Origin of the sequence: Burkholderia sp. b14 (genome assembly GCF_900156195.1) — a bacterium.
Taxonomy (GTDB): Bacteria; Pseudomonadota; Gammaproteobacteria; order Burkholderiales; family Burkholderiaceae; genus Mycetohabitans.
Window position 1 is genome coordinate 36048 of the sequence record NZ_FTPJ01000001.1, and the last position, 20820, is coordinate 56867.

Here is a 20820-nt window from a genome sequence, read left to right on the forward strand (position 1 = left end):
TCATGGCAAGACGCAAAATCAGCAATGAATTGTGGGCGGTGCTGGAGCCGTTGATTCCAGCATTCACGCCCTCACCGAAAGGCGGGCGTCGGCGCACTGTTGACGACCGGGCGGCATTGAACGGTATTCTGTATGTCCTGCATACAGGCGTTCCATGGGAAGACTTGCCGCAGGAGCTCGGCTTTGGCAGCGGCATGACATGCTGGCGCCGATTGCGCGACTGGCAGGCCGCAGGCGTGTGGAGCAGGCTGCATCTGGCGATGCTTTGCCGGTTGCGTGAACATGACCAGATTGATTGGGAGCGAGCGAGCCTGGATGCGGCCAGCGTTGCCAGCCCCCGGGGGGCCAGGAAACCGGCCCCAACCCGACGAACCGGGGCAAACTCGGGAGCAAACGGCATCTGGTCGTAGATGCCCGGGGCGTTCCCTTGGCGATCACAGTCACGGGTGCCAACCGACATGATTCGATGGTGTTCGAGCGCACCCTCGATACCCTCCCAGCCGTGCCGGGCTTGAGCGGTTCGCCGCGCAAACGTCCGAGCAAACTGCATGCGGACAAGGGCTACGACTTTGCCCGCTGCCGACGCTATCTGAAGCAACGCGCAATCACTGCACGCATCGCCCGTCGAGGCGTAGAAAAGCGCGAGCGGCTCGGACGGCATCGCTGGGTAGTTGAGCGCACGCACGCCTGGTTTGCCGGTTTTGGTAAGCTGCGCATCCGCTTTGAGCGGCGTCTGGACATTCATATCGCCTTGCTCCGCTTGGCCGCTGCCGTTATCTGTTCACGTTTCGTGGACGACTTGTGTTAGCGACTCTTAGTCGCCTGCCGCCCAGTGCGAGTTGAACCACCTTCGCATAGAGAACGCTTACCTAAAAAAACTCGACGCCTTAGTCCACGCTGCGTATTCCGGTGAACGTGACCGCCGATTCCGGCGCAACGTGACCGTTGCGCACGTGTGGGTGTTACGCGGTTTAGATTGTAGTTGGCGCGGTCACGATGAGTCGATTTTTTCGTCCATTGATCACGATTTTCGGTGCATTACGGGTTAACGGCTCAGGCAGCGAAGTACTCGTGCCATTCTGGCGTGTCTATTGAGTCGGACCTGAACAATCCGTCCAGGCTTATGCAACAAGGCTGGGAAGCTGAAAAGGTATTGTGGGAATTGCAAGAGGCAGGCATATTGGCGTGAATTTCCTGCAAATTTCGACGAGGGTTGAATGGGTCCGAAGACGCCGGCGCCAGAGGGAGATTTGTTCCGCCAGCCGCTGCGCGAGCAGATCAACTTAAAGCATCCATTGGTTCGTCTGGCCGATCTGATTGATTGGGACCGATTGAGCACGGCGATGAGCGCGAGCTTCGTGTCGCAGCGCGGCCGGCCGGCAACGTCGCCGCGTTTGATCGCGGGGCTGCTGTACTTGCAGCATGCGTTCGACTTGTCGGATGAGGACGTGGTCTGGCGATGGCTGGAGAACCCATATTGGCAGGTGTTCACCGGCCAGACGTACTTGCAGACGAAGCCGCCGATTGATCCGTCGAGCCTGACGCGCTGGCGCAAGCGGCTAGGCGAAGCCGGCGTTGAAGAACTGTTGGCCGAGACGATCGAAGCGGCCAAACGCGCGAACGTCATCAAGACTTCGAGCCTGAAGCGCTTGATCGTCGATACGACGGTGATGGAAAAGGCGATTGCGCATCCTACCGACTCGCGTCTGCTCGAGCGTTGCCGGGAACATCTGGTAAAAGCGGCCGCCCGGCACAGGCTGAAGCTGCGGCAAAATTACAATCGCGAGGCGCCGCGTCTGGCAAGCCAGGTAGGCCGCTATGCGCATGCGAAGCAGTACAAGCGGATGAACAAAGCGCTGCGCACTTTGCGTTCTCGAGTAGGACGCGTGATGCGTGATGTCCAGAGGCAGCTGGACGGCGTCGCTGAGCAAAGTCGCGCGGCGTTGGAAGCGCTGATTGGCCGCACGAAGCGAATTCTCACGCAAAAGCACAAGGACAAAAACAAGCTGTATGCGCTGCATGCGCCGGAAGTCGAGTGCTTGGCGAAAGGCAAACCACGCAAGCCGTACGAATTCGGCGTGAAGGTGTCGATCACGACGACGCACAAGGAGGGTCTGGTAATCGGAGCTCGTTCGATGCCCGGCAATCCCTACGATGGACACACGCTAGCCGAAGCGTTGGAACAGGCGGCGATCCTAAGCGACGTTCAGCCGCAGATGGCTGTCGTGGACCGCGGCTACAAGGGCGTCGCGGTCGATGGCGTGAAGCTCTATCATCCTGGCTTGCGACGCGGCATCACGCGCCGCCTGCGAGCAATGATTCGGCGTCGCAGTGCAATCGAGCCGGCCATCGGACACATGAAGTCAGACGGCAAGCTCGATCGAAATTGGCTCAAGGGTACGCTGGGCGATGCGATTCATGCGGTGCTGTGCGGCGCCGGCCACAACCTGCGCATGATCCTGCGCAAGCTGCGGCTTTTTTGCGCCCTGATCTGGCTTGCTCTGCTCAATCGCGAGGCTCACATGGTGTCAGCAGCATGAATTCGCCGCAGAGCAAAGCGAATTGTTCAGGACAGGCTATTGAGGGTCGCGATCACGCGGTTGCCCTCGATCTTGACGAGGCCTTCGATCAATTCCCGCTTCGTTACTGCGTAACGGCGTGCAAGCCGGGCAAGGCCGAGGCAAGTCCCCGTGTTGATCCACGTGCTCAATTGGCGTTCTCCGTTACCGTCGGGTCCCGCCGTCTGACGTCTCTTGCGATACTGCTCCTGACATTGTGCTGTTGTTTTGCTCATTTATCGTTCTACTTCCGTTGCAGCGTTGGCGTCTATCGCCACGTTGATCGCTTCGCTACCTTGAATGGCTTGTGCCTTTTTCGATCGCAGCGAATCGCCGGTCAGCGTGATGCGGTGATGGTGCTGCATGAATCGGTCGAGCATGGCGTCGGCCATCGTGGCGTCGCCGATCCACGCATGCCAATGCTCGATCGGCAATTGACTGGTAATGATGGTGGCTTTGCGGCCGGCACGATCGTCGATGACTTCCAGCAAGTCGGAACGAGTCATGCTGTCGATGGCACCCATGCCCCAATCGTCCAGGATGAGGACGTCGGTCTTGGCCAGTTGAATCAGCCATTTGCCGAATGCTCCGCTGCCATGGCGGATACGTAGTTCTTCCGGCAGGCGCGGTACGCGCTGGTACAACGCGCAGTGGCCGCGCCGACACGCGTACTGCGCCAGAGCGCAAGCCAACCAGGACTTGCCCACACCCGTGGGCCCGGTGATCAGGATGCAATGGCCGGCGCTGACCCATTCGCCCAAGGCTAAGCTCATGATCTGCGAGCGCTCGATGCCCCGACTAGCCCGGCTGTCGAGATCTTCCAGCGTCGCCTGTCCATATTTGAGCCGCGCGTTCTTCAACAGGCGCGTCAGCTTGCGCTCGTTGCGGTGATGGACCTCGCGGTCCACCAGCATCGTCAGCCTCTCTTCGAAGCTCAGGTTCGCCAGCCCCGGCTGGGTGAGTTGTTCCTCCAGCGCGCCAGCAAGGCCATCTAGCTTCAGACTACGCAGGTGTGCCACGGTGTGATGCATCATCATGTCGCTATCCTTACTGGTAGTAGCCGGGGCCGCGCACGTGCATGTGATCGGGGCTAACCCAATCACACGCGGGAGCCGGTGCGCTTCGATCGCGGTTGCTTGTTAGAATGTCGCGCACATGCCGGTATTTGAAGGCGCTCAGTTGCAGCGCCAGCATGCAGGCGGCTTCTAGCCTTGTGCTGCCATACCGCTTGGCCAGCGAGAGCAAGCCTAAACACGCGCGGTAGCCATGCTCCGGATGCTTGTGCTCGGCCAGTAGCCGGGTGATGCAGCAGCTCGACGGTGGTGCGCGTCACGCGGGCCTCCAGCGACTGCCCGACCAACGCATGCGGTACGCTGTAACGATGTTGGTCGATCTCGACGTGATAGTCGATGTGCGCCTTGACGCTCTTGAAGGTGGCCAGCTCATAGCGCTGTGCCGGCAAGGGCGAGAGCGCCGGCGCGTCCAGTTGGGTAAAGGCCGTGGCGCGGCTGCCAGGCAGCTTCTGGAAGGGGCGCATGTTCAGCCGCTGCAGCAGCGGCGCAATCGCCCGGTTCACCTCGTGCACGCTGGCAAAGCGTTGGTGTCGCAGCCGCGCGATGATCCAGCGCTCGACGACCTGCACAGCCGACTCTACCTTCGCCTTATCCTGCGGGTGGTACGCACGTGCAGGCAGAAACGACGTGCCGTAGTGACGTGCGAAGTCCAGCACGGTGTCGTTGGCGCGCGGCTCGTAGCGGTTGGTCTCGGCAATCAGGGCGCGTGGATTGTCGGGGACGATCAGCATGGGCACGCCACCATAAAACGCCAGGGCGCGTGCCGTTGAGTCGAGCCAGTCAAGCATGGTCTCGCGTTCGGTGGCGCAGGCGAATGTGTAGCTGGACGCGCCCATCGAGGCGACGTAGATATGGGCGCGAGAGCCATCGGTCAGGGCGAGCGTGGGGCCGGCGAAGTCGATGAACAGCTTCTCGCCTGCGCGGTGAATTTGCCGCATGGAGCGCTTGAGCCGTTTGGCGAAGTGCCGGTAGTTCTCACAAAATTGCGAATAGCCGTAGGTCTGGCGCTCGGCGTATTCTGCCCGGTACTCTTCCCACAGCAGCATCAACGTCACACCCTTACGTCGCAGCTCGTGATGGATGCGTCCGAAGTCGGGCTGCACATGGTGGCGCAGCCTCTGGGGACAGGCCAACAGGCGCCGCTCCAACGTCACGTCGTCGAGCGACTGAACAGCGACCCAGTCCAGCCCGGCTGTGGCTGCGTATTTCAGGCCATCGTAGACGGTCATTTCAGACGAAGGTAGACGGTGTTTCAGGGCAACGTGGACGCCGTTTCAAAGCATCGTAGGCGGCGTTTCACGCTGATCGTGGACGAGCAAGGGGGAGCGCGAGTGATCTGACCAAGGCATACGCTGATCGTTTTTTTGCGGATCAGCTCATGCCGACACCCAGGATCACGATGCGCCAGATACGAAACGTTCTTCGCCTGCACTTGGAGGCAGGCTTGACTTACGGCCAGATTGGCCGAGCCCTGGGCGTGCCCAAATCGACGGTGGGCAAGATCGTCGTGCTGGCACGCGTTGCCGGCATCGATTGGGCCGAAGTACAGGGGCTGGATGACGCGAGCCTCGAAGCGAGGCTGTACCAGCCGGCGGTGCCCCGCTCGGCGCGGCACTTGGAGCCTGACTTCGCCTACCTCCATCAAGAGCTCAAGCGCCCGGGCGTCACCTTGCAACTACTCTGGGAGGAATACGCCCGGGCCAACGCGCAGGCGTACAAGTACACAAGTTTCTGCGTCAAGTACCGCAAGTGGGCGGCGTGCCTGAAGCGCTCAATGCGTCAGACCCACATCGCCGGCGACAAGCTGTTTGCCGACTACGCTGGCCGGAGCGTGCCCATCATCGACGCGGTCACTGGCCAGATCCGCGCTGCACAGGTCTTCGTTGCGCTATTGGGGGCATCGAACTACACCTATGCTTGTGCCACTGAGCGACAAACGGCGGCGGACTGGATCCGTTCGCTCATTGCCGCGCTGGAGTTCTTCGGCGGCACGCCCAGGCTGATCGTGCCAGACCAGCCGCGCGCCCTGATCGCTCAGCCCGACCGCTACGAGCCCGGCATGGGGCGGCTGGTGGAGGAGTTCTGCGACCATTACCATGTGGCTGTACTACCAGCTCGGCCTGCTCACCCGAGGGACAAACCGAAGGTCGAGAACGCGGTACTCGTGGTTGAGCGCTGGATCCTGGCGCGCCTGCGCAATCGCCGCTTCTTTAGCTTGGCCGAACTGAACACGGCGATCGCTGAGCTGCTGCACGAGCTGAACTGCCGTCCCTTCAAGAAGCTGCCTGGCAACAGGCGTGAGGCCTTCGAGCGTTTAGACCAACCGGCTCTGCAGCCCCTGGCATCCAACCGCATGGCCATCGTGCGTTTCAAGCGGGCGCGCGTGAACGTGGACTACCACGTTGAGCTCGACGGCCACTATTACAGCGTTCCACATCGGCTGGTGCGCTCCACCGTGCAGCTGCGCATCGGCGCCACGGCGGTGGAAGTGTTTGACGGCGCCACGCGCGTGGCCATCCACTTGTTGAGCGCCGCCAGGGGCGGGTTCACCACCGATCCCGATCACATGCCCGCTTCGCACCGCGCTCACCGGGAGTGGACTCCGACCAAGCTCATGGCCTGGGGCAAAAGTATCGGCTCGTCGTGTGCCGCCGTGGTGCATTGGCAGATGGAGAATCGTCCCCACCCCGAACAAGGTTACCGCGCATGCCTTGGCTTGCAGCACTTGGGCCGGCGCTTCGGCGCGCAGCGGCTGGAAGCCGCCTGTACACGCGCCATGGCCATTAACTCACCCACCTACCGCACCGTCAAATCCATTCTGGACAACGGCATGGACCGGCAACCGCTGCCGGGCAAGCCGATACAAACGTCTGTGCCCCTGCACGAGAACGTGCGGGGACCAGAGTACTACCACTAACCACGAGGAACGACGTGATATCAGCTCACACTTTGGATCAATTGAAGACGCTGCGCCTGGACGGCATGATCGCTGCGTTGGGCGATCAGGCCACCAGCAGCGCCGCAGCCGAACTGCGCTTCGACGATCGCTTCTCTGTGCTCGTGCAGCGCGAGATCGACTGGCGCGATAGCAAGCGGTTGGCTCGCATCCTGAAGGCCGCCAAGCTCAAGGTGAGCAACGCGTGCATCGAAGACATCCTCTGGCGCGACTCGCGTCACCTGGACCGGCACATGATCACGACGCTGGTAGGCGGTGACTGGATCCGCCATGCCCGCACCGTCCTCATGACCGGCGCCACTGGAACCGGCAAAACCTGGTTGGCTTGCGCCCTGGCGCAGCAGGCCGCGCGCGGCGGCTTCACGGTGTTCTATACCCGAACCACGCGACTGATGACGGAACTGCGTGTTGCTCACGGCGAGGGTAGCTTCGTACGTCGGTTGGCGCAATTGGCGCGCTACGACTTGCTGGTGCTGGATGACTTTGCTGGCGCGCCCATGGGGCCGGCCGAACGCACAGATCTGCTCGAGTTGCTGGACGATCGCGTCGGCGCCCGCGCTACCCTGATTACCAGCCAGATGGCCGTCAACCAATGGCATGCCTGGCTCGACGATCCTACCGTTGCCGACGCCATCTTGGATCGCATCGTACACGGCTCTCACCGCATTGCACTCAAGGGCCCATCGTTGCGCGGCCCCGAAAACGAACAACCATGAACGCCTTCAACATCATCGTAGACGAGTGCGATACCATGAACGCCTTCACTCGCGCTCACCCAAACTGTCCATGATCACGCTGAAACGCCGTCCACCATCAGCCTGATTCGACCGTCCATGATCGCTGAAATACGCATGGCGGCCAAGCCGACGTATTTGGTTACGACGCCTTTGGACAGATCCAGTGCCGCGGCGATTTGCTCATGAGACAACCTCGCCTCAAGCTTCAGACGCAGTACTTCCTTGATCTTACGCATAGCGATCCTCGGTGCGGGCATGCTTGTCCCAGACAAAAATCTGGCAGCGTACCCATCGGGTTGCAGGTATGCGTAACAACCGTTACGGCGCAGTACAACATCGTTCCGGTATCGTGACCGCGGATTCCGGAAAGCCCCGAAATCGGTCACGTTCGCCTGCAATGCCCGGTCACGATCAATCGGAATGCCCGGTCACGTTCGTTCGGAATCGTCGGTCACGTTGGGCCGGAATACCCACAAGCGAAGAAGCAGGCAGCGCCTCAGTGAAAACGCGCATCGTGCTTGAGCTAAGGCAACACTATCCGCTCGTTGGGCTGCTGAAGGTCGCAGGTCCTGCGCGCAGTACGTTTTACTATCAGCAGAGAGTACTATCAGGTATGCGCATGCATCAGCTTTCCCAATCTTCCATCAGAAGACTCGGTATACGCATGAATTCTCGCATGTTATGTGTAATCAATACGAGGTTGCGTGCGCGGGCCTGACCGGCAATTAACACATCGTAGGGGCCAATGGGAGTGCCTGCGGCTGCAAGCTGTGCGCGAATTTCGCCGGCATGCTGCGCATCCTCTCGATCGAACGCCAGCGTCTCTAATTGCAACGCTTCAATACGTGCGAGATTGGCGTCGATATGCTGGCTTTTATAAGCGCCGTAGAATAGTTCATGAGCGGCGATTGATGGTAAGCCAAAGTCCTTGGGGGAATGCGCTTGTAGGCGCGCCAGTAAGTTTGGCTTGCCTTTCAGGATTGCGATGATTGCATTCGCATCGAGCAAGTATTTCATTGGAACACATCTAAACCCGCGCGTGTTTGCTCGATGGGCTGTTCGGTAGCAGCCCTTTCAAACTCGGCATCGAGCGGACCGATAAGCGGCGCGAGCCAGTCCCAACTGTTCGGTACGGGTTCTAGGATGACCTGGGTGCCGTGGCGACGGATTCGAACCTCGTTAGCGTCAAATCGGAAGCTCTTGGGCAAGCGGATGGCCTGCGAGCGGCCGGTCCAAAACACTTTAGCTGTATCCATGATATGCTCCGCATGCTATATAACAATAGTATATATCACTATAGCGCAAAAAGGCGAGAATGGGAACCCGTTGTCAGGCCCAGCAGCTCGCTTGGAATGACTAGCGTGGATCCCGCGCCGAGTGTGCTCATCACTCACGCCAAACCCGTCAGCGAACTACGACGATACGTGGCATGCTGCACACGGTAAGGGGAGAACGCAAGCGGCCATGCAAGTGCAAGCCCTATTGGAGATGATTGAGCGGTACAAGCAGAAATGATTGCTGCCCAAAGCTGTGCGTGTGGTGGTCAGTTATGAGGCTGGGCGGGATGGATTCTGGGTCTATCAAGCAGTACGCGGACGGATGCATATGCCTGCTTCGCCTTCGCCATCAACGCGATGGGCGTCAATTTTGGTCACTTTTAGCCTGACTCCTTCCCGGTTGATGTTGTGGAGCAACGAAGGGTTTGCCGAGAAGGCGCCGATAGCGTCAAAGCTTTGGCCTGCGCTTTATCGCGTGACTACAAGCGCGTGCATGCTGATGTGGCAGCCCTAGAAGTTGCTGGTCTGGTCGTGCGGGAAAACGGCCGCTTGACAGCGTCGTGGGACGCACTTGCCGCTGAGGTGGCCTTGTAGTGGCGAACGTAAATAACGCGCTCAATGAACACGCAGCACTTTCCCCTGAAATAGCGATTCGCATCGAGGCCTGGTCTTAATTGGGTAGTCCAGCTCCTACGCTACAGGACCAATCCCTCATTCAAGCTTCGCCGAATGTCGGTGACTGTGTCACGAAGTCTTTTTCAGCGCACGCGTGGGCGGCCGCGGCCGCCTAATCGGGCCAGAGGTCTGGCCTGATGCGGACTGGGTGGGTCTGCGCTGCCGTACGCGCCGCGCTTTTTCAGCGTCGGCGTTCGCGCGCTGCAGCGCGGCTAAGTTGCCTTCCAGCATGCCAATGTGCTGGCGTGCGTCCCCCAATTGCGCCTGCAGCGCTTGCCGCTCAGCGCGGCGCTGCGCGTCACTTTCGTCGGCGCGTCGCACCGCCGCATCCCGTTCCTTGATTAGACGCGCGCTGATGCGGCGCTCATGCTCGGTCTCCAAGAGCGCGCGCTTTTCCGTCGCTTGCAGCCGCGCTTCGGCGCGCGCCGTGTCGGCCCGCAGCTTATCGAGTTCGCGGGCAAAATCGGCGCGCGCTTGGGCGAGTGCGGCGTCTCGCTCCTGGGCGTCGCGTTGCAAACGCTCGACTTCCGTGTGCAGTGTCTGGCGCGCTGCTTCAGCCGCCGCCAGCGCGGGCTCCAGTTCTTGGAGGCGTGCCTGCGCAGCGAGCAGCGCCGCGTGGTGCGTCGCGAGCGTGCGCTCGGCGTGCGCCGCAGCCTCGCGGGCGGCGGCTACTTCGGCGGCGGCCGCGTCGCGCTCGACACGCACCTCGGTACGTATGTCTTCCAGCGCCGCGTGCGCGGTGGCCGCGGCTCGCTCCCACAGCGTCGCGATGAGCGCGCCGGCGGTGTCGCGCAGCTCGGTGGGCAAATCCGGGTGGTCGAGCTTGACACGACTTTTTTCACGCAGCTCGCGCCAGAACTCGGCGAGGACCTCGGTGGGCGTGCCCATGCTGCCCTTGCGCACCAGCTGGTACAGGCGGTTCGCGGTGGGAGTGATGCCAAAGCGAAAGAACAACAGCGCGCACACTTCGCGATACAACTCGCGTGTATTCGGATGCGCGGCTTTCAAGCGCGCGATCTCGGTGGCCAGCGCCGCGTCAAGGGGCAGGGCATCACTCATCGCAGTTTCCAAAAAGTTTGCTTAAATAATACTACGTAATACGGTAAATAACTAACAACTTTGCCATACTACACGACATTACTTCTATAATGTCGTGTAGTATGGCAAAAGTCGTTTTTCGTTTAACTCTCACCCTGGGAGCGCCCCATCCGTGTCCGTCACCCTGTTCACCGCCGTAACACCGGTCGAGGCGCTCGTGTTGCCCGAGCATCTGGACGGGCGCGACGGCACTAATCGCGGCGCCCCGGAGACGGCGCAGCTTGCCGCGCGTCACGACCTGGACGCCGTGCGCGCCTGGCTGTCCAATTACGCCGACACGCAAACGACGTTCGAGGCCTACCGTAAGGAGGCCGAGCGGCTCATGCTGTGGGCCGTCGTGCAGCTCGGCAAGCCGCTGTCGTCGCTCACGCACGAGGACCTACAACAATTCAACGCGTTCCTGGCCGACCCGCAGCCCGCGAGCCGCTGGGTGTCGGCCACTGGGGGCAAATATGCTCGCAGCGATGCCCGCTGGCGGCCCTTTAATGGCCCGCTGTCCGCAGCGAGCCAGCGGCAAGCGCGGGTGATCCTCAACGGCCTGTTCACGTGGCTGGTGGACGCCGGCTATCTGCGCGGCAACCCGATGGCGCTGCTGCGTCAGCGCGCCAAGCGCTCGGCGCCGCGCATCACGCGCTACTTATCCGTGTCGCTGTGGGACGAGGTCAAACACTTTGTCGCGCAGCTGCCCCAAGAAACGGCCGCGCAGCGCGCGTACGCCGCCCGCGGCCGTTGGCTGACCACGCTCTTTTATCTGCAAGGCCTGCGCCTCTCCGAGGTCGCCCACGGCACCATGGGCGACTTCTCGCGGCGTCTGGGCCCGGACGGACAGGACCAGTGGTGGCTTGACATCGTGGGTAAAGGGCAACGCGCGCGGCGCGTGCCGGCGTCGCCAGAGTTGATCGTCGAGCTGGCCCGCTACCGGCAAGCGTGCGGCCTGCCCTCGCTGCCCCGCCGGGCCGAGGACACGCCGCTGGTCGTGCCCTTCCGAGGCGCGCGCCGTGGCCTGTCGCGCTCCGCCCTGCATGACGCGATCAAGCGGATCTTTCGCGACGCCGCGTCGTGGCTACGCGCGCGCGGGCCAGCCTTTGCCGATCGGGCTGACGAACTGGTGCGCGCGTCGGCGCATTGGCTGCGGCATACGGCCGGCTCGCATCAGGCCGACGCCGGCCTCGATCTGCGCACGGTGCGCGATAACCTCGGGCACGTGTCGCTGACCACGACGAGCTTGTATCTGCACGAGGAAGAGGACATGCGGCACCGCCAGACGGTGCGCGGCCATCGGATGAACTGGAGCGACACGGAGCCGGTCGAGCCCCCTGCTCAGACACCACAGCGCTGATGGCCGGCCCGCTCCGCTTGCCGTGCGAATCTAGTGTGCAGCCGTGCCTCAATGTGTTCACGGTCGCCCCCCACTCTTTAAATGGCAGGAGCCTTGGCATCATGCAGCGCGCCTGCCCTGCGGCCCATTGCCCGGCTCAACCGAGTGACGCGATGACGTGGGCCCCTACGACAGCTGAGCCTGCGCTTGGCGCTTCATACCCTGGTGCCGTGTTATGCACTTCGAAAGATAGGCGCGGCATGGACGAGCATGAGCATGGCAAAGACGACGAAATGCAAGCCGACGAGCGTTTCGGGCAAACGCTCGTCGTCGCGAGCGAGCCTTCGAAAGCGATTGAGCCATTCGAAACTGCGCTCGACGACCCATCGGCGCGGCAGCAGGATAAAGCCCTTCTTTGCCTCTGACCATTTGATAACCTGCAATTCGATGCCTTCATCTTGCGCGGCTTGTGCAGGCTCTTCTCCTATATAACCTTGGTCGGTAAAGGCAAGTTTCACGCTCTGCCCAGTGACAAGTTGCACCTCTTGTGCCAACACTTGAACCTGCGCGCGCGCTTGTTCATTGACCGGCGTGACATGAACCGCCAGCCAATGCCCGAGCGTATCGGCGGCCATATGCACCTTGCTTGCCCGTTTGCGCTTGTCGCCGTCGTAGCCTGCGCGTGGGCCACGCTCGCAGCTCGACTGCAACGTACGCCCGTCCAAAAACCACCGCACTGGTCTGAGCTTGCCGACTCTGCGCAACATGCAGTATCGAACGCAAATCCTGAACCATCGCTTCGAAGCAGCCCGCTCGCAGCCAGCATTGAATTTGCTGATACACCGCCTCCCATGGCGGAAAGTTCGTTGGCAGCATGCGCCACGCAGCGCTCGCACGAGCTGACCAACGCAGCAGCGAAGCGCTATTCTTCGTCTGTCACGTCGCTCGGATAGCGTCTGCGTTTCTCCATCTTGATTCGACTCTGAGCTTCACTGAAGGTGTCGAAGGAAGGAAAAATCCACGCCGGTAGTCCAAGTGATGCGATACGCGCTTGACCACTATTGTCACCTGCAGGTTCACACAAAATGTGGAAGAGCCACTTCTAAGTTGCTGCTGACGCCGCACAGGGCCAAATCCTTAACTATAGCAAAGCACGGCTACTCGCTTTAGGAAAATTCATTGCAATCGGTATAATTTTCATAAAGCATTGTGCAGTGAAAATTTTTCATTTTTTCAACATGCTAATTTTTTTATATTGTATCCATTTAGCAATCCACACTAGCACTTGACATCGAAGCCGAGTGTTATAGATTGAAGTTAAGGCTTCGTTTTCTGAAAGGTGCATCCGATACCTCCAAGCTCCATGCCGGTGCGACGCGGTTACGTATCGCTGATCTATCTATGGGTGTTTGGTATTGCTTCAGTAATTAATATTGAACATCACAGCGCTGAACAGGTTGTGCGTTGCGTAGTGTGATACGCGGGAGCAACTAGGTATGTTTTCAAGGACTGCAAACAGGTCTCAAGCATTGACAGGCGCGCTTTTCGTATTGCGTCATGTGAACCGCTTCGTGTGTCAGATGAATGAACGTTCCTTTGGTGGCCCAGCATGAGCACTTTTGATGATGCTTTTGACCGGCTTATTGGCAATGAAGGGGGGTATTCCGATCACCCTCAAGATCCTGGTGGTGAAACCATGTGGGGTATCACCCAGCGGGTGGCGCTCGCATGGGGCTATACCGGTCCCATGCAGGATTTGCCGCGTGAGACAGCCAAGCACATTGCCAAGACGCTTTACTGGGATCCGCTGCACTGCGATAGTTATGATGCGCGTGTTGCGTTTCAGCTCTTAGATGCCAACTACAACGGTGGCCCTGTGGTCGTTTGGATGCAGCAAGCCAGCGACGCGCTCGCCGACGGCAAACTTGGACCTAAGACGATTGCCGCGGTGCAAGCGGTCGACCCGGAGCTATTTATCCTGCGTTTTGTAGCCGCCCGCCTAGCTTATTTAACCGCGCTGCAAACGTGGCCCAGCTTTGGGCGCGGCTGGACGCGGCGAATCGCCACTAATTTGAGGGTAGCCGGAGCTTAAATCATGTTACCGATTGTTCTCGCTCTTGCGCAGTTTGCGCCGCAAATCGCCCAGTGGATTGGGGGTAGCCGGGCCGAACAGGTGGCGCAGAAAGTGGTCACGATTGCTCAAACGGTCACCGGTACCAGCACGCCCGAGCAGGCGTTGGCTGCAATCCAAGCGAACCCTGAACTCGCCTACCGGTTTCAGGAGTCGATCGTTGAGAGCCAAGTCGAATTGCAGCGTATCGCCGCTGAGCTGGAGAAGGCGCACATCACCGCCAACATCGAAACGGCGAAGGTGAACGCCGCCGATCGCGCCAATGCTCGGCAGATGGCCTTGACTGCAGAAGACCACACCCCGAGTAACCTCGCTTATTTATATACAGGCGCCCTGTTTTTAGTGATTGGCGCACACTTCTGGCTGTTATTTACCCGTATAACGGTTGAACCGCTCGCCTTTGGCGTGCTTGGCAATATTGAGGGCGTGCTCATATCAATGGTCTTGGGCGCCAAGGAGTTCTTTCTCGGCTCGTCATCCACGGCGAAAAAGCAAGCCGCAGTCATCACCAGCTTTGCGACCGATCCCGATACCTATGCTACGACTCAAGCGCTCAATCCTATGGTGACGCGTGCTGAGGGAGAATCGCCGCCGTTAGCCGAAAGTAAATCTTAAGAGATCTTAATGTTTATGCTCAGCAGGTCCATTTTCAGAAAAGTCATAACAACAGCCAAATTTTGATTTTTTAGGAATTTTTTAGATTTCCTTGATTTATTTTGTAAGTTTTTCTTTGAAGGAGAAAATCATGGGTGTCTGGCATATTTTAATTGATGGGCGTGAACGCCCTCCGTGGCCCAGTGCTCGCGTGTCGGGACGCACCAACTCCAATGCTTCAATCACTAAGGGCGGAAAAGCCGCTTATCGGGGAATCATTGGGCTTCACCTATTAGAGATCGGGAGAAAGTGACATGCACAGCTATCTCAAACAGCAAAGCCATATGCAAAGCTATCTCGAACAGAAAGGTCATATGCGAAGCTATCTCGAAATGCGAAAGAAGCCGTTCTTTGACGATTTGGCCAACATCCGACCAGGGGGGCTGACGCCGGCGCAGGTTTGCCAAGCGTACCAGTTTGCCAAAGTCCAGCCAGTACGCCCGGTGAAGTTAGGGATTGTTTCGTTTGGTGGACACTATTCGTCTTCAGACATGAAAAAAGCCTTTACCGGCTATGGGTTGCCTAAGCCAGTTGTGAATACGATAGGACCACAAGTGCTGGACGACGCACAAGTGCCGGACGACGACTGGTGGAAGGCGACAGTCGAAAACATGCTGGACATCGAAATTGCTGGCGCGGCCTGGGCTTACGCGACCGGGACGGCCGCGACCCTCATGATGCAGTTCGAGCCCAATGACATAACCAACATGCCCAAGGCGATCAACGCGCTTGTCGCGGCCGGGTGCGAGGTAATCTCGATTTCCTGGGGGTCGCCCGCTAATCTCCAGACGATGGAGGCTGTTGCCGCTCGCAAGGAGGCCTGCAAGCAGGCAGCGGTGCAAAATGTCCATGTCTTCGCCGCGTCAGGCGACAATAGTCTTAATGATAGGACCAACGAGCGCACACCTGATGATCCCTGCTGCGATCCCAACGTTTGGGGTGTGGGCGGAACCCGCTTGGTGCTCCAAGCGGATGGCTCGATCGCGCAGGAATCAGCGTGGGGTGATGGCAATGCCGCCAGTGAGGGTGGGGGTGGTGGATTTGATCCGCGTGAACCGCTGCCAGACTACCAAGTGGGCATTGTCCACAGCGAGCAGCGTGGCAGCCCTGACAGTTCAGCCAACGCCGACCCCGCGTCGGGCTATGCAATCGTCGCCAATGGACGATGGCAGATTGTCGGAGGGACTTCGGCGTCAGCCCCACTGACTGCCGGCTATGTCGCAGCAATCCTCTCAACCTTGCCTGGACCGATCAGCCAAAGCGTTCTCCAGCACAAGCTCTATACGGCGCATGAGACAGCGTTCCGCGATATCTTGCTTGGAAGTAATGGCGCGCCGGCACAGCCTGGTTGGGAGGAAGCGACTGGCCTCGGCTCCATTAATGGGCCCGGGCTGGCGGCTGCTCTGCAAAGCTAAACATCGGTCGATCGCCAAGCCCGGCGGGGGGCTTGGCGACTGTATCAGTCAGTCACTCCTGTTGAATGCTGCGGTGAGCCGCTCTGGCTATTACGCGCATCGGCGATGCCGAGCCTAGTGTCGCCCGTGTGCAGCAACAATTTACGTGAACACAGCGTTCGTGGCCAGCGGTGGCAGTTATAACAGCCGCCCAGTGATGTACGAGTTGCGAGACCAAGGGCTGTGTATTGGGCGCTACCGGCTCACTACAATCTGTAATGGTCTAATGAAACCGGACACTGATCTAGGCGAGAATGCTCGCCATGAAGAGGTGTCTAATGAAGAAGCAGCGACGTACGTTTTCCCCGGATATCGGATAAAGCAGAGCATGAGCCGTCGCGGAAATTGTTGGGACAATTCGCCGATGGAGAGGTTGTTCCGCAGCTTTAAGACAGAATGGCTGCCACCAATGGGTTACATGTCGGTACAGGAAGCACACCGGGATATCAGTCACTACCTGATGCACCGATACAACTGGATACGGCCGCATCAGTTCAATGACGCACTGGCTCCAGCGGTTGCGGAAGAAAAACTTAATGCAGTGTCCGGAATCAGTTGACCACTACACCTTTCTACTCCAGTACAAACCGTTTTTATCTTTCTTAATAACTGACAGAGCGAATTGCTTTTGTACTTCGCCACGGAAATACCCCAAAAGTTAGATTGGCATCCAACTTTTGGGGCGCATCACTCATTGATGCTGGCGCCTATAATCGGTTCATCGAGCAGAAATAGATGCTCTATTTCTATTTTAATTTTTGGCCAGACCAACGGGTTATTTTATGAGCAACTACGACCAATCAGTCCAATGAGTATCCGCTCTATATTTCACTGAAAATTTCCCCGCTTCGTCTTGTACTTTTTGCTTCATGCACCCGATGAAGGCCTCCTCTGCGGCAGCCACCGCCGCAGCTGCTCCAGCACCCTCTGTAGCAATAGTGGTACCAACAGCTGTAGCAATAGCGGCGGCTGCGCATTCAGCGGCCGCCTGCTTGGCATCTTCTGTCAAATCGTCAGGGCCATAAAAGTCTAAAAAACCTTCGACTTCTAGGTGACTCCATTGCACTTTCCATCCAACACACGTTTTAAGTTTTTTTCCAAATGGTAAGTCTGCAGTCGCCCATTTTACACATTCACTTCTAGATTTTGGCAGCGTTAAAGGATCACCCCACTGACCAATTTTTCGGCTAGCAATCAACATATTCGGCTCCTAACTAAGCTAACGGTTTATCAAAAATAATGTGGCTTAAGTTTGTCCGTGTTAGGCCCATTACGAAGCCTTAAAAAATATCATGAACTTGTGAAAAAATGTTGTCGATGCAACCAAGCCGTCAAAGATTCGGCTATCTTATTATTATCATTACGCAATGGTGCCGATGCTACCGGGTCTCACTACTACTTTTCCGGCAACCGGATGTGTCGCCGAACCGATAGACCAGGAATTTTTAACATATGATCAATTTTCATCAACACAAGCTTAGCTATGCTAGCGGACCCCCTCAAAAAACAAGTCCTTGCTTTCAATCTACACCAATAAATTTTAATGTCAAGTTTCTAGATTGCATTTTGTTAAGTGAAGCCTATCTGGAAAATTAAGAGGTTGAGGATACGAAAAATTTTCACAGCGCACGGTTTCGTAAAAAATATACCGAAACTGTCGACATCGGTTATGACCTGACCGGCGATTTTCGGCCCAGTTGAAACTTGAGAGAATGGCTTTTTGAGGCTCCCCCCAAATCAGGGCCGTTCTAAAGTGGAAATTTCCGGCTCTTCGGGGTAGGCCGAATCGGCCCGGGTCCTGCACTGACGGGCGAATTCGGCAGGCGTCATCCACTGCAGTGCAGAGTGGGGACGCACCTCATTATAGTACTGGCGCCAAGTCTCGATTTTGCGCTTGGCGTCTTCGAGCGATAAGAACCAATGCGCGTTTAGGCATTCGTCACGCAAGCGCCCGTTGAACGACTCGTTCTTCGCGTTATCGGTTGGCTTGCCAGGGCGAGAGAAATCGATCTCAACGCCCCTTTCATACACCCACTTGTCGTCTAATTCCTGTCGTCTAATTCCTGTCAATAAGCTTACTCTCTGTTGCAATGCTTCCTAGAGGCCGTCTCGTTGTCGTCTACGTGGTCGCAGTGCGCCACAACGTGCCGTTTGCAAGTCGCTACAGCGTTCCGATGTGATTGCCGCGGTGGGACCGCAAAGAGAGTGAAGGAATCGCTGCGGCGACGTAATCAGCCTGAATGAAGTATTCGGCTCTGGCAGTGCAAATAGTTAAATCAAATCCACTATCTGATCGCCTTGAAGTCTGTTTGCCCCTTCCACATAGAAAGCAGTACGGTCGCTAATTTGCGCGCGGTGGCGACCATCGCCTTGCGAGCGCCAATGCGAGGAATAAGCGTTAGTGCCCATCGTCTCAGATCGCAGTTTTGCCGGTATCGGGAGATGAGAGAGGACGCCGCTTCGAACAGTAGATGGCGCGTAAGCCGACATCCTGCCTTCGAAATGCCTGCGTTACGATCGACATTGCCGGATTGATATTTCGTCGGCGTCAGCCCCAGGTAGGGCCCAATGTCACGCACGCTTGAGAAGCGCTCAGGATTATCAACGGCCGATGCAAACGCCACTGCAGTCAGCGAGCCCACGCCGGGCACGGTCATCAAGCGTCGGCAGACCGGACTTGCTTGAGCCACGCGACGGATGGCCTGATCCAGTGCATTAATTTGAGTTCCAATATGGCGCAAGCTATCTATTAGGATATCAAGTACGCCTTGTACGAGAGATGAGGGGGGCATGTTTTGCTCAACAAGCCGTTCAAATGTCACACCTTTACCTGCAGGCAGGATGACGCCAAACGTCTTAAGTACGCCCCGAACCTGGTTATATAGACCCGTTCGCATGCTCACAAGTTTTCCCCGCGCGGTCAGCAGAAGTCGCACTTCGTGGCTAGCCATGCTCTTGACCTCGAGACCGCGGTACCATCCGCTGCGCGTGAGCTGAGCGATGCCGCGTGCGTCGTTAGTATCCGTCTTGTTCAGTTGGGTCGCCAGAGCCGCGTGGACATGGCGAGCATGAATGCAATCAACCGGGATATCATCGGCTCGTAAGCTATGGTATAGCCATACGGCGAGTGGCCCCGTCTCCATGCCGACTCGCACCGCCTCCGGCGCATGTAGGCGAATAGCTCGGGCGATCTCCTCAGGGTTCGAGATGACGCATCCGTGCCATACGCTCTTCCCATCGCGATCAACAACGCAGATTGCCGTAACCTTTTGGGACACATCGAGACCCACATACGTTTCCATGTCCGCCTCCAAAGTAAGTCACAGAGACAATTACAGCATGTGATTGTCGCGCCAGCCTTCCCGACGCAGCATCACATGCACCCGACGATAGCCATAGTGCACGCGTGTTTGCGTGATTTCCTTGATGCGCAGCATAATCGCACTCGAGTCTCGTGCGATTGACTGATAGCTGTACACTGAACGCGACAGCTTCAGTACTTTGCAGGCTTGGCGCTGGCTTGCGCCGAAGCGTTGCATCAGATCCGTAGTGAGTTCACGCAGCCGAGAAGGCTTCAAAGCTTTTTTGATAGCACATCCTGCAACATGGCTTTGTCCAACGACAGGTCCGCCACCAGCCGCTTGAGCTTGGCGTTTTCTTCTTCGAGTTGCTTCAGGCGACGCAGCTCCGACGGGCCCAGGCCCCCATACTTCTGGCGCCAGTTATAGAACGTCGCATCGCTGATGCCCATCTTGCGGCACACCTCCGCTGCCGGCGTGCCCAGCTCTGCCTGTTTCAACGCAAATGTAATCTGTTCTTCAGTGTATCGGCTCTTCTTCACGACATGACCTTCTACTTGTCAAGGTTGCATCATGCCGGATTTTTCTACTTTTGAATGGCCCAGTTTTTTGGGGTAGCCTCAGGCGAACTGGACCCCGACTACCCGAGCGATCCGCCGATGCTGGACGAAGCCAGGGTCACGCTGGTCAAAGCGTTGGGCGCGCTAAAGTCATTCACCTACATTTACGACTACGGCGACAACTGGCAGCATCGCATCAAGGTCGAAAAGGCGTTGCCCGCCAATGTGCAACTTCGCTCGCCTTTGTGCTTAGACGGACGCAACGCATGCCCGCCGGAGGACGTCGGCGGAGCCCCGGATACATCGACTTCCTCGATGCAATCATCGATCCCTCGCATGAGGAACATGACCACTTCCTCAAGTGGTGCGGCGGGAGCTTCGATCCCGATGCGTTCGATCTCGACCTCGCAAATCAACGGCTCTTCGAAGTCAAATTCTGAACGTCAATGCGGCCTTGAGACGACGCTTACGTTGCAACGTCACGCCCTTACGGCGCAGGTCACGATGCATCGCCGCGTAGTCCGGTTCAACCCTTCGGGTCGAGACCGCCGTCTGCGCAAGCAAGTCCAACCTGATCTCGAGCTCGTCGTCGGCGAGCGCTTCGACGGCAGCCCAGTCCAGGCCCGCCGCGCTGGCGTGTGCGGCGTATGCCGAGATGGCGCCGACGCTGATGCTGATCGCCCGGCTGATCTGGCGGTGCGACAAGCCGCACGCCCACTTCAATGTGCCGGCATCAACCTGTCCCCTAAAAAGAGACAAGGCTAACGCCCGTCGTTGATCACATGCGCAACACCACCGCCGAGCCGCAACGGTCATCTCGTTTCACTCGCGTGATCAGCTGTTTCGGTTCGCTGATCACTCATTGCGGGAACGTGATCACCCGTTTCGGCAAAGTGATCGCTCGTTTTGGGAACCGGTGATCAGCGATCACCTTCGAGCGAAACGACCGATCACCATCGATCGGAACCACTGATCACGTTCAACCGAAATTGCTGATCACGTTCACCGAAATACGCAGTTCGTACTTTAA

Annotated in this window: 18 protein-coding genes and 7 pseudogenes; 11 read left to right on the forward strand and 14 right to left on the reverse strand. The window is 58.2% G+C overall.

All coding sequences use genetic code 11. The features are described 5' to 3' along the window. The first annotated feature begins 2 nt into the window (after positions 1–2). Positions 3–808, forward strand: a protein-coding gene (locus tag B0B13_RS00190) for an IS5 family transposase (RefSeq protein WP_139337242.1) whose coding sequence is annotated in 2 segments (ribosomal slippage) — positions 3–333 and positions 333–808 — 807 coding nt in all. Because the reading frame shifts where the segments join, the coding sequence is not laid out codon by codon here. Positions 809–1217: 409 nt separating this feature from the next. Next, positions 1218–2540 carry an IS5 family transposase gene (locus B0B13_RS00195; RefSeq protein ID WP_076793710.1) on the forward strand — a complete coding sequence of 441 codons (1323 nt, stop codon included), beginning with the start codon at positions 1218–1220 and terminating at the stop codon, positions 2538–2540. Positions 2541–2566: 26 nt separating this feature from the next. Here the strand turns inward: B0B13_RS00195 and B0B13_RS00200 are convergent, their stop codons facing one another. The 3 genes and pseudogenes from B0B13_RS00200 to istA (B0B13_RS00210) all read right to left on the reverse strand — a co-directional run bounded on the left by B0B13_RS00200 (position 2567) and on the right by istA (B0B13_RS00210) (position 4887). After that, positions 2567–2794, reverse strand: a complete 228-nt coding sequence (locus B0B13_RS00200; protein WP_076793712.1) for a hypothetical protein — start codon at positions 2792–2794, stop codon at positions 2567–2569. Beyond that, on the reverse strand, positions 2795–3595 hold the full coding sequence (gene istB / locus B0B13_RS00205) for an IS21-like element helper ATPase IstB (protein WP_076793713.1): 801 nt from the start codon (positions 3593–3595) through the stop codon (positions 2795–2797). 10 nt (positions 3596–3605) lie between these two features. Further along, positions 3606–4887, reverse strand: a pseudogene (gene istA / locus B0B13_RS00210) (IS21 family transposase). Positions 4888–5009: 122 nt separating this feature from the next. On the opposite strand from istA (B0B13_RS00210), the gene istA (B0B13_RS00215) reads away from it, so the two are divergent. Both istA (B0B13_RS00215) and istB (B0B13_RS00220) read left to right on the forward strand, forming a co-directional pair. Next, positions 5010–6548 (forward strand): IS21 family transposase, encoded by a 1539-nt coding sequence (gene istA / locus B0B13_RS00215; protein WP_076793714.1) that lies wholly within the window; start codon positions 5010–5012, stop codon positions 6546–6548. A 65-nt stretch (positions 6549–6613) separates the two neighbouring features. After that, positions 6614–7303 (forward strand): IS21-like element helper ATPase IstB, encoded by a 690-nt coding sequence (istB, locus tag B0B13_RS00220; RefSeq protein ID WP_373566413.1) that lies wholly within the window; start codon positions 6614–6616, stop codon positions 7301–7303. Positions 7304–7377: 74 nt separating this feature from the next. Here the strand turns inward: istB (B0B13_RS00220) and B0B13_RS00225 are convergent, their stop codons facing one another. From B0B13_RS00225 to B0B13_RS00240, 3 genes are all read right to left on the reverse strand, one after another. Next, the gene (locus tag B0B13_RS00225; RefSeq protein ID WP_170872313.1) at positions 7378–7560 is read right to left on the reverse strand and encodes a hypothetical protein; all 183 of its coding nucleotides are present in this window, start codon (positions 7558–7560) and stop codon (positions 7378–7380) included. A gap of 388 nt (positions 7561–7948) precedes the next feature. Continuing rightward, a complete protein-coding gene (locus B0B13_RS00235; protein WP_076793718.1) occupies positions 7949–8341 on the reverse strand; it encodes a type II toxin-antitoxin system VapC family toxin in 393 nt (130 codons plus the stop codon). Further along, positions 8338–8580, reverse strand: a complete 243-nt coding sequence (locus B0B13_RS00240) for an antitoxin (RefSeq protein WP_076793720.1) — start codon at positions 8578–8580, stop codon at positions 8338–8340. The genes B0B13_RS00235 and B0B13_RS00240 overlap by 4 nt, the downstream gene beginning before the upstream one ends. Positions 8581–9009: 429 nt before the next feature. On the opposite strand from B0B13_RS00240, the gene B0B13_RS19865 reads away from it, so the two are divergent. Further along, the gene (locus B0B13_RS19865) at positions 9010–9195 is read left to right on the forward strand and encodes an HVO_A0114 family putative DNA-binding protein (RefSeq protein WP_479684741.1); all 186 of its coding nucleotides are present in this window, start codon (positions 9010–9012) and stop codon (positions 9193–9195) included. Positions 9196–9345: 150 nt separating this feature from the next. Here B0B13_RS19865 and B0B13_RS00250 read toward each other — a convergent pair whose 3' ends face one another. After that, positions 9346–10335 (reverse strand): DNA-binding protein, encoded by a 990-nt coding sequence (locus B0B13_RS00250; RefSeq protein ID WP_083703560.1) that lies wholly within the window; start codon positions 10333–10335, stop codon positions 9346–9348. 151 nt (positions 10336–10486) lie between these two features. On the opposite strand from B0B13_RS00250, the gene B0B13_RS00255 reads away from it, so the two are divergent. Further along, positions 10487–11713 (forward strand): tyrosine-type recombinase/integrase, encoded by a 1227-nt coding sequence (locus tag B0B13_RS00255; protein ID WP_076793722.1) that lies wholly within the window; start codon positions 10487–10489, stop codon positions 11711–11713. Positions 11714–11925: 212 nt separating this feature from the next. Here the strand turns inward: B0B13_RS00255 and B0B13_RS00260 are convergent. Continuing rightward, positions 11926–12604 (reverse strand): annotated as a pseudogene (locus tag B0B13_RS00260) (IS5 family transposase); the annotation flags it as partial. 697 nt (positions 12605–13301) lie between these two features. Between B0B13_RS00260 and B0B13_RS00265 the strand changes: the two are divergent. From B0B13_RS00265 to B0B13_RS00280, 4 genes and pseudogenes are all read left to right on the forward strand, one after another. After that, positions 13302–13784 carry a glycoside hydrolase family 108 protein gene (locus B0B13_RS00265; protein WP_076793724.1) on the forward strand — a complete coding sequence of 161 codons (483 nt, stop codon included), beginning with the start codon at positions 13302–13304 and terminating at the stop codon, positions 13782–13784. Between the two features lie 3 nt (positions 13785–13787). After that, positions 13788–14438, forward strand: a complete 651-nt coding sequence (locus B0B13_RS00270; RefSeq protein ID WP_076793725.1) for a hypothetical protein — start codon at positions 13788–13790, stop codon at positions 14436–14438. 293 nt (positions 14439–14731) lie between these two features. Continuing rightward, complete coding sequence (locus B0B13_RS00275; protein ID WP_076793727.1) at positions 14732–15892, forward strand: S53 family peptidase; 1161 nt, start codon at positions 14732–14734, stop codon at positions 15890–15892. A 349-nt stretch (positions 15893–16241) separates the two neighbouring features. Further along, positions 16242–16490: pseudogene (locus tag B0B13_RS00280) on the forward strand (integrase core domain-containing protein); the annotation flags it as partial. A 231-nt stretch (positions 16491–16721) separates the two neighbouring features. Here B0B13_RS00280 and B0B13_RS17380 read toward each other — a convergent pair. From B0B13_RS17380 to B0B13_RS19875, 5 genes and pseudogenes are all read right to left on the reverse strand, one after another. Further along, a complete protein-coding gene (locus B0B13_RS17380; RefSeq protein ID WP_139337244.1) occupies positions 16722–17132 on the reverse strand; it encodes a hypothetical protein in 411 nt (136 codons plus the stop codon). 536 nt (positions 17133–17668) lie between these two features. Continuing rightward, positions 17669–17971: pseudogene (locus B0B13_RS00285) on the reverse strand (integrase core domain-containing protein); the annotation flags it as partial. 245 nt (positions 17972–18216) lie between these two features. Then, complete coding sequence (locus tag B0B13_RS00290) at positions 18217–19233, reverse strand: IS110 family RNA-guided transposase (RefSeq protein WP_076793931.1); 1017 nt, start codon at positions 19231–19233, stop codon at positions 18217–18219. Positions 19234–19263: 30 nt separating this feature from the next. After that, positions 19264–19470, reverse strand: a complete 207-nt coding sequence (locus B0B13_RS19870; RefSeq protein WP_370643239.1) for a hypothetical protein — start codon at positions 19468–19470, stop codon at positions 19264–19266. Positions 19471–19499: 29 nt separating this feature from the next. Further along, positions 19500–19772 (reverse strand): annotated as a pseudogene (locus B0B13_RS19875) (transposase); the annotation flags it as partial. Between the two features lie 117 nt (positions 19773–19889). Here B0B13_RS19875 and B0B13_RS19640 point away from each other — a divergent pair. After that, positions 19890–20230, forward strand: a pseudogene (locus B0B13_RS19640) (plasmid pRiA4b ORF-3 family protein). Between the two features lie 31 nt (positions 20231–20261). Here the strand turns inward: B0B13_RS19640 and B0B13_RS00310 are convergent. Next, a pseudogene (locus tag B0B13_RS00310) lies at positions 20262–20549 on the reverse strand (IS21 family transposase); the annotation flags it as partial. Positions 20550–20820: the final 271 nt, after the last annotated feature.

Bases quoted from the DNA above. Each gene is read 5' to 3' on its own strand.
- B0B13_RS17380 (WP_139337244.1), bottom strand. From the start codon at position 17,132: ATGTTGATTGCTAGCCGAAAAATTGGTCAGTGGGGTGATCCTTTAACG.
- istA (WP_076793714.1), top strand. From the start codon at position 5,010: ATGCCGACACCCAGGATCACGATGCGCCAGATACGAAACGTTCTTCGC.
- B0B13_RS00290 (WP_076793931.1), bottom strand. From the start codon at position 19,233: ATGGAAACGTATGTGGGTCTCGATGTGTCCCAAAAGGTTACGGCAATC.
- B0B13_RS00225 (WP_170872313.1), bottom strand. From the start codon at position 7,560: ATGCGTAAGATCAAGGAAGTACTGCGTCTGAAGCTTGAGGCGAGGTTG.
- B0B13_RS00235 (WP_076793718.1), bottom strand. From the start codon at position 8,341: ATGAAATACTTGCTCGATGCGAATGCAATCATCGCAATCCTGAAAGGC.
- B0B13_RS00200 (WP_076793712.1), bottom strand. From the start codon at position 2,794: ATGAGCAAAACAACAGCACAATGTCAGGAGCAGTATCGCAAGAGACGT.
- istB (WP_373566413.1), top strand. From the start codon at position 6,614: ATGATCGCTGCGTTGGGCGATCAGGCCACCAGCAGCGCCGCAGCCGAA.
- istB (WP_076793713.1), bottom strand. From the start codon at position 3,595: ATGATGATGCATCACACCGTGGCACACCTGCGTAGTCTGAAGCTAGAT.
- B0B13_RS00250 (WP_083703560.1), bottom strand. From the start codon at position 10,335: ATGAGTGATGCCCTGCCCCTTGACGCGGCGCTGGCCACCGAGATCGCG.
- B0B13_RS19870 (WP_370643239.1), bottom strand. From the start codon at position 19,470: ATGCAACGCTTCGGCGCAAGCCAGCGCCAAGCCTGCAAAGTACTGAAG.
- B0B13_RS00270 (WP_076793725.1), top strand. From the start codon at position 13,788: ATGTTACCGATTGTTCTCGCTCTTGCGCAGTTTGCGCCGCAAATCGCC.
- B0B13_RS00195 (WP_076793710.1), top strand. From the start codon at position 1,218: ATGGGTCCGAAGACGCCGGCGCCAGAGGGAGATTTGTTCCGCCAGCCG.
- B0B13_RS00265 (WP_076793724.1), top strand. From the start codon at position 13,302: ATGAGCACTTTTGATGATGCTTTTGACCGGCTTATTGGCAATGAAGGG.
- B0B13_RS00275 (WP_076793727.1), top strand. From the start codon at position 14,732: ATGCACAGCTATCTCAAACAGCAAAGCCATATGCAAAGCTATCTCGAA.
- B0B13_RS00240 (WP_076793720.1), bottom strand. From the start codon at position 8,580: ATGGATACAGCTAAAGTGTTTTGGACCGGCCGCTCGCAGGCCATCCGC.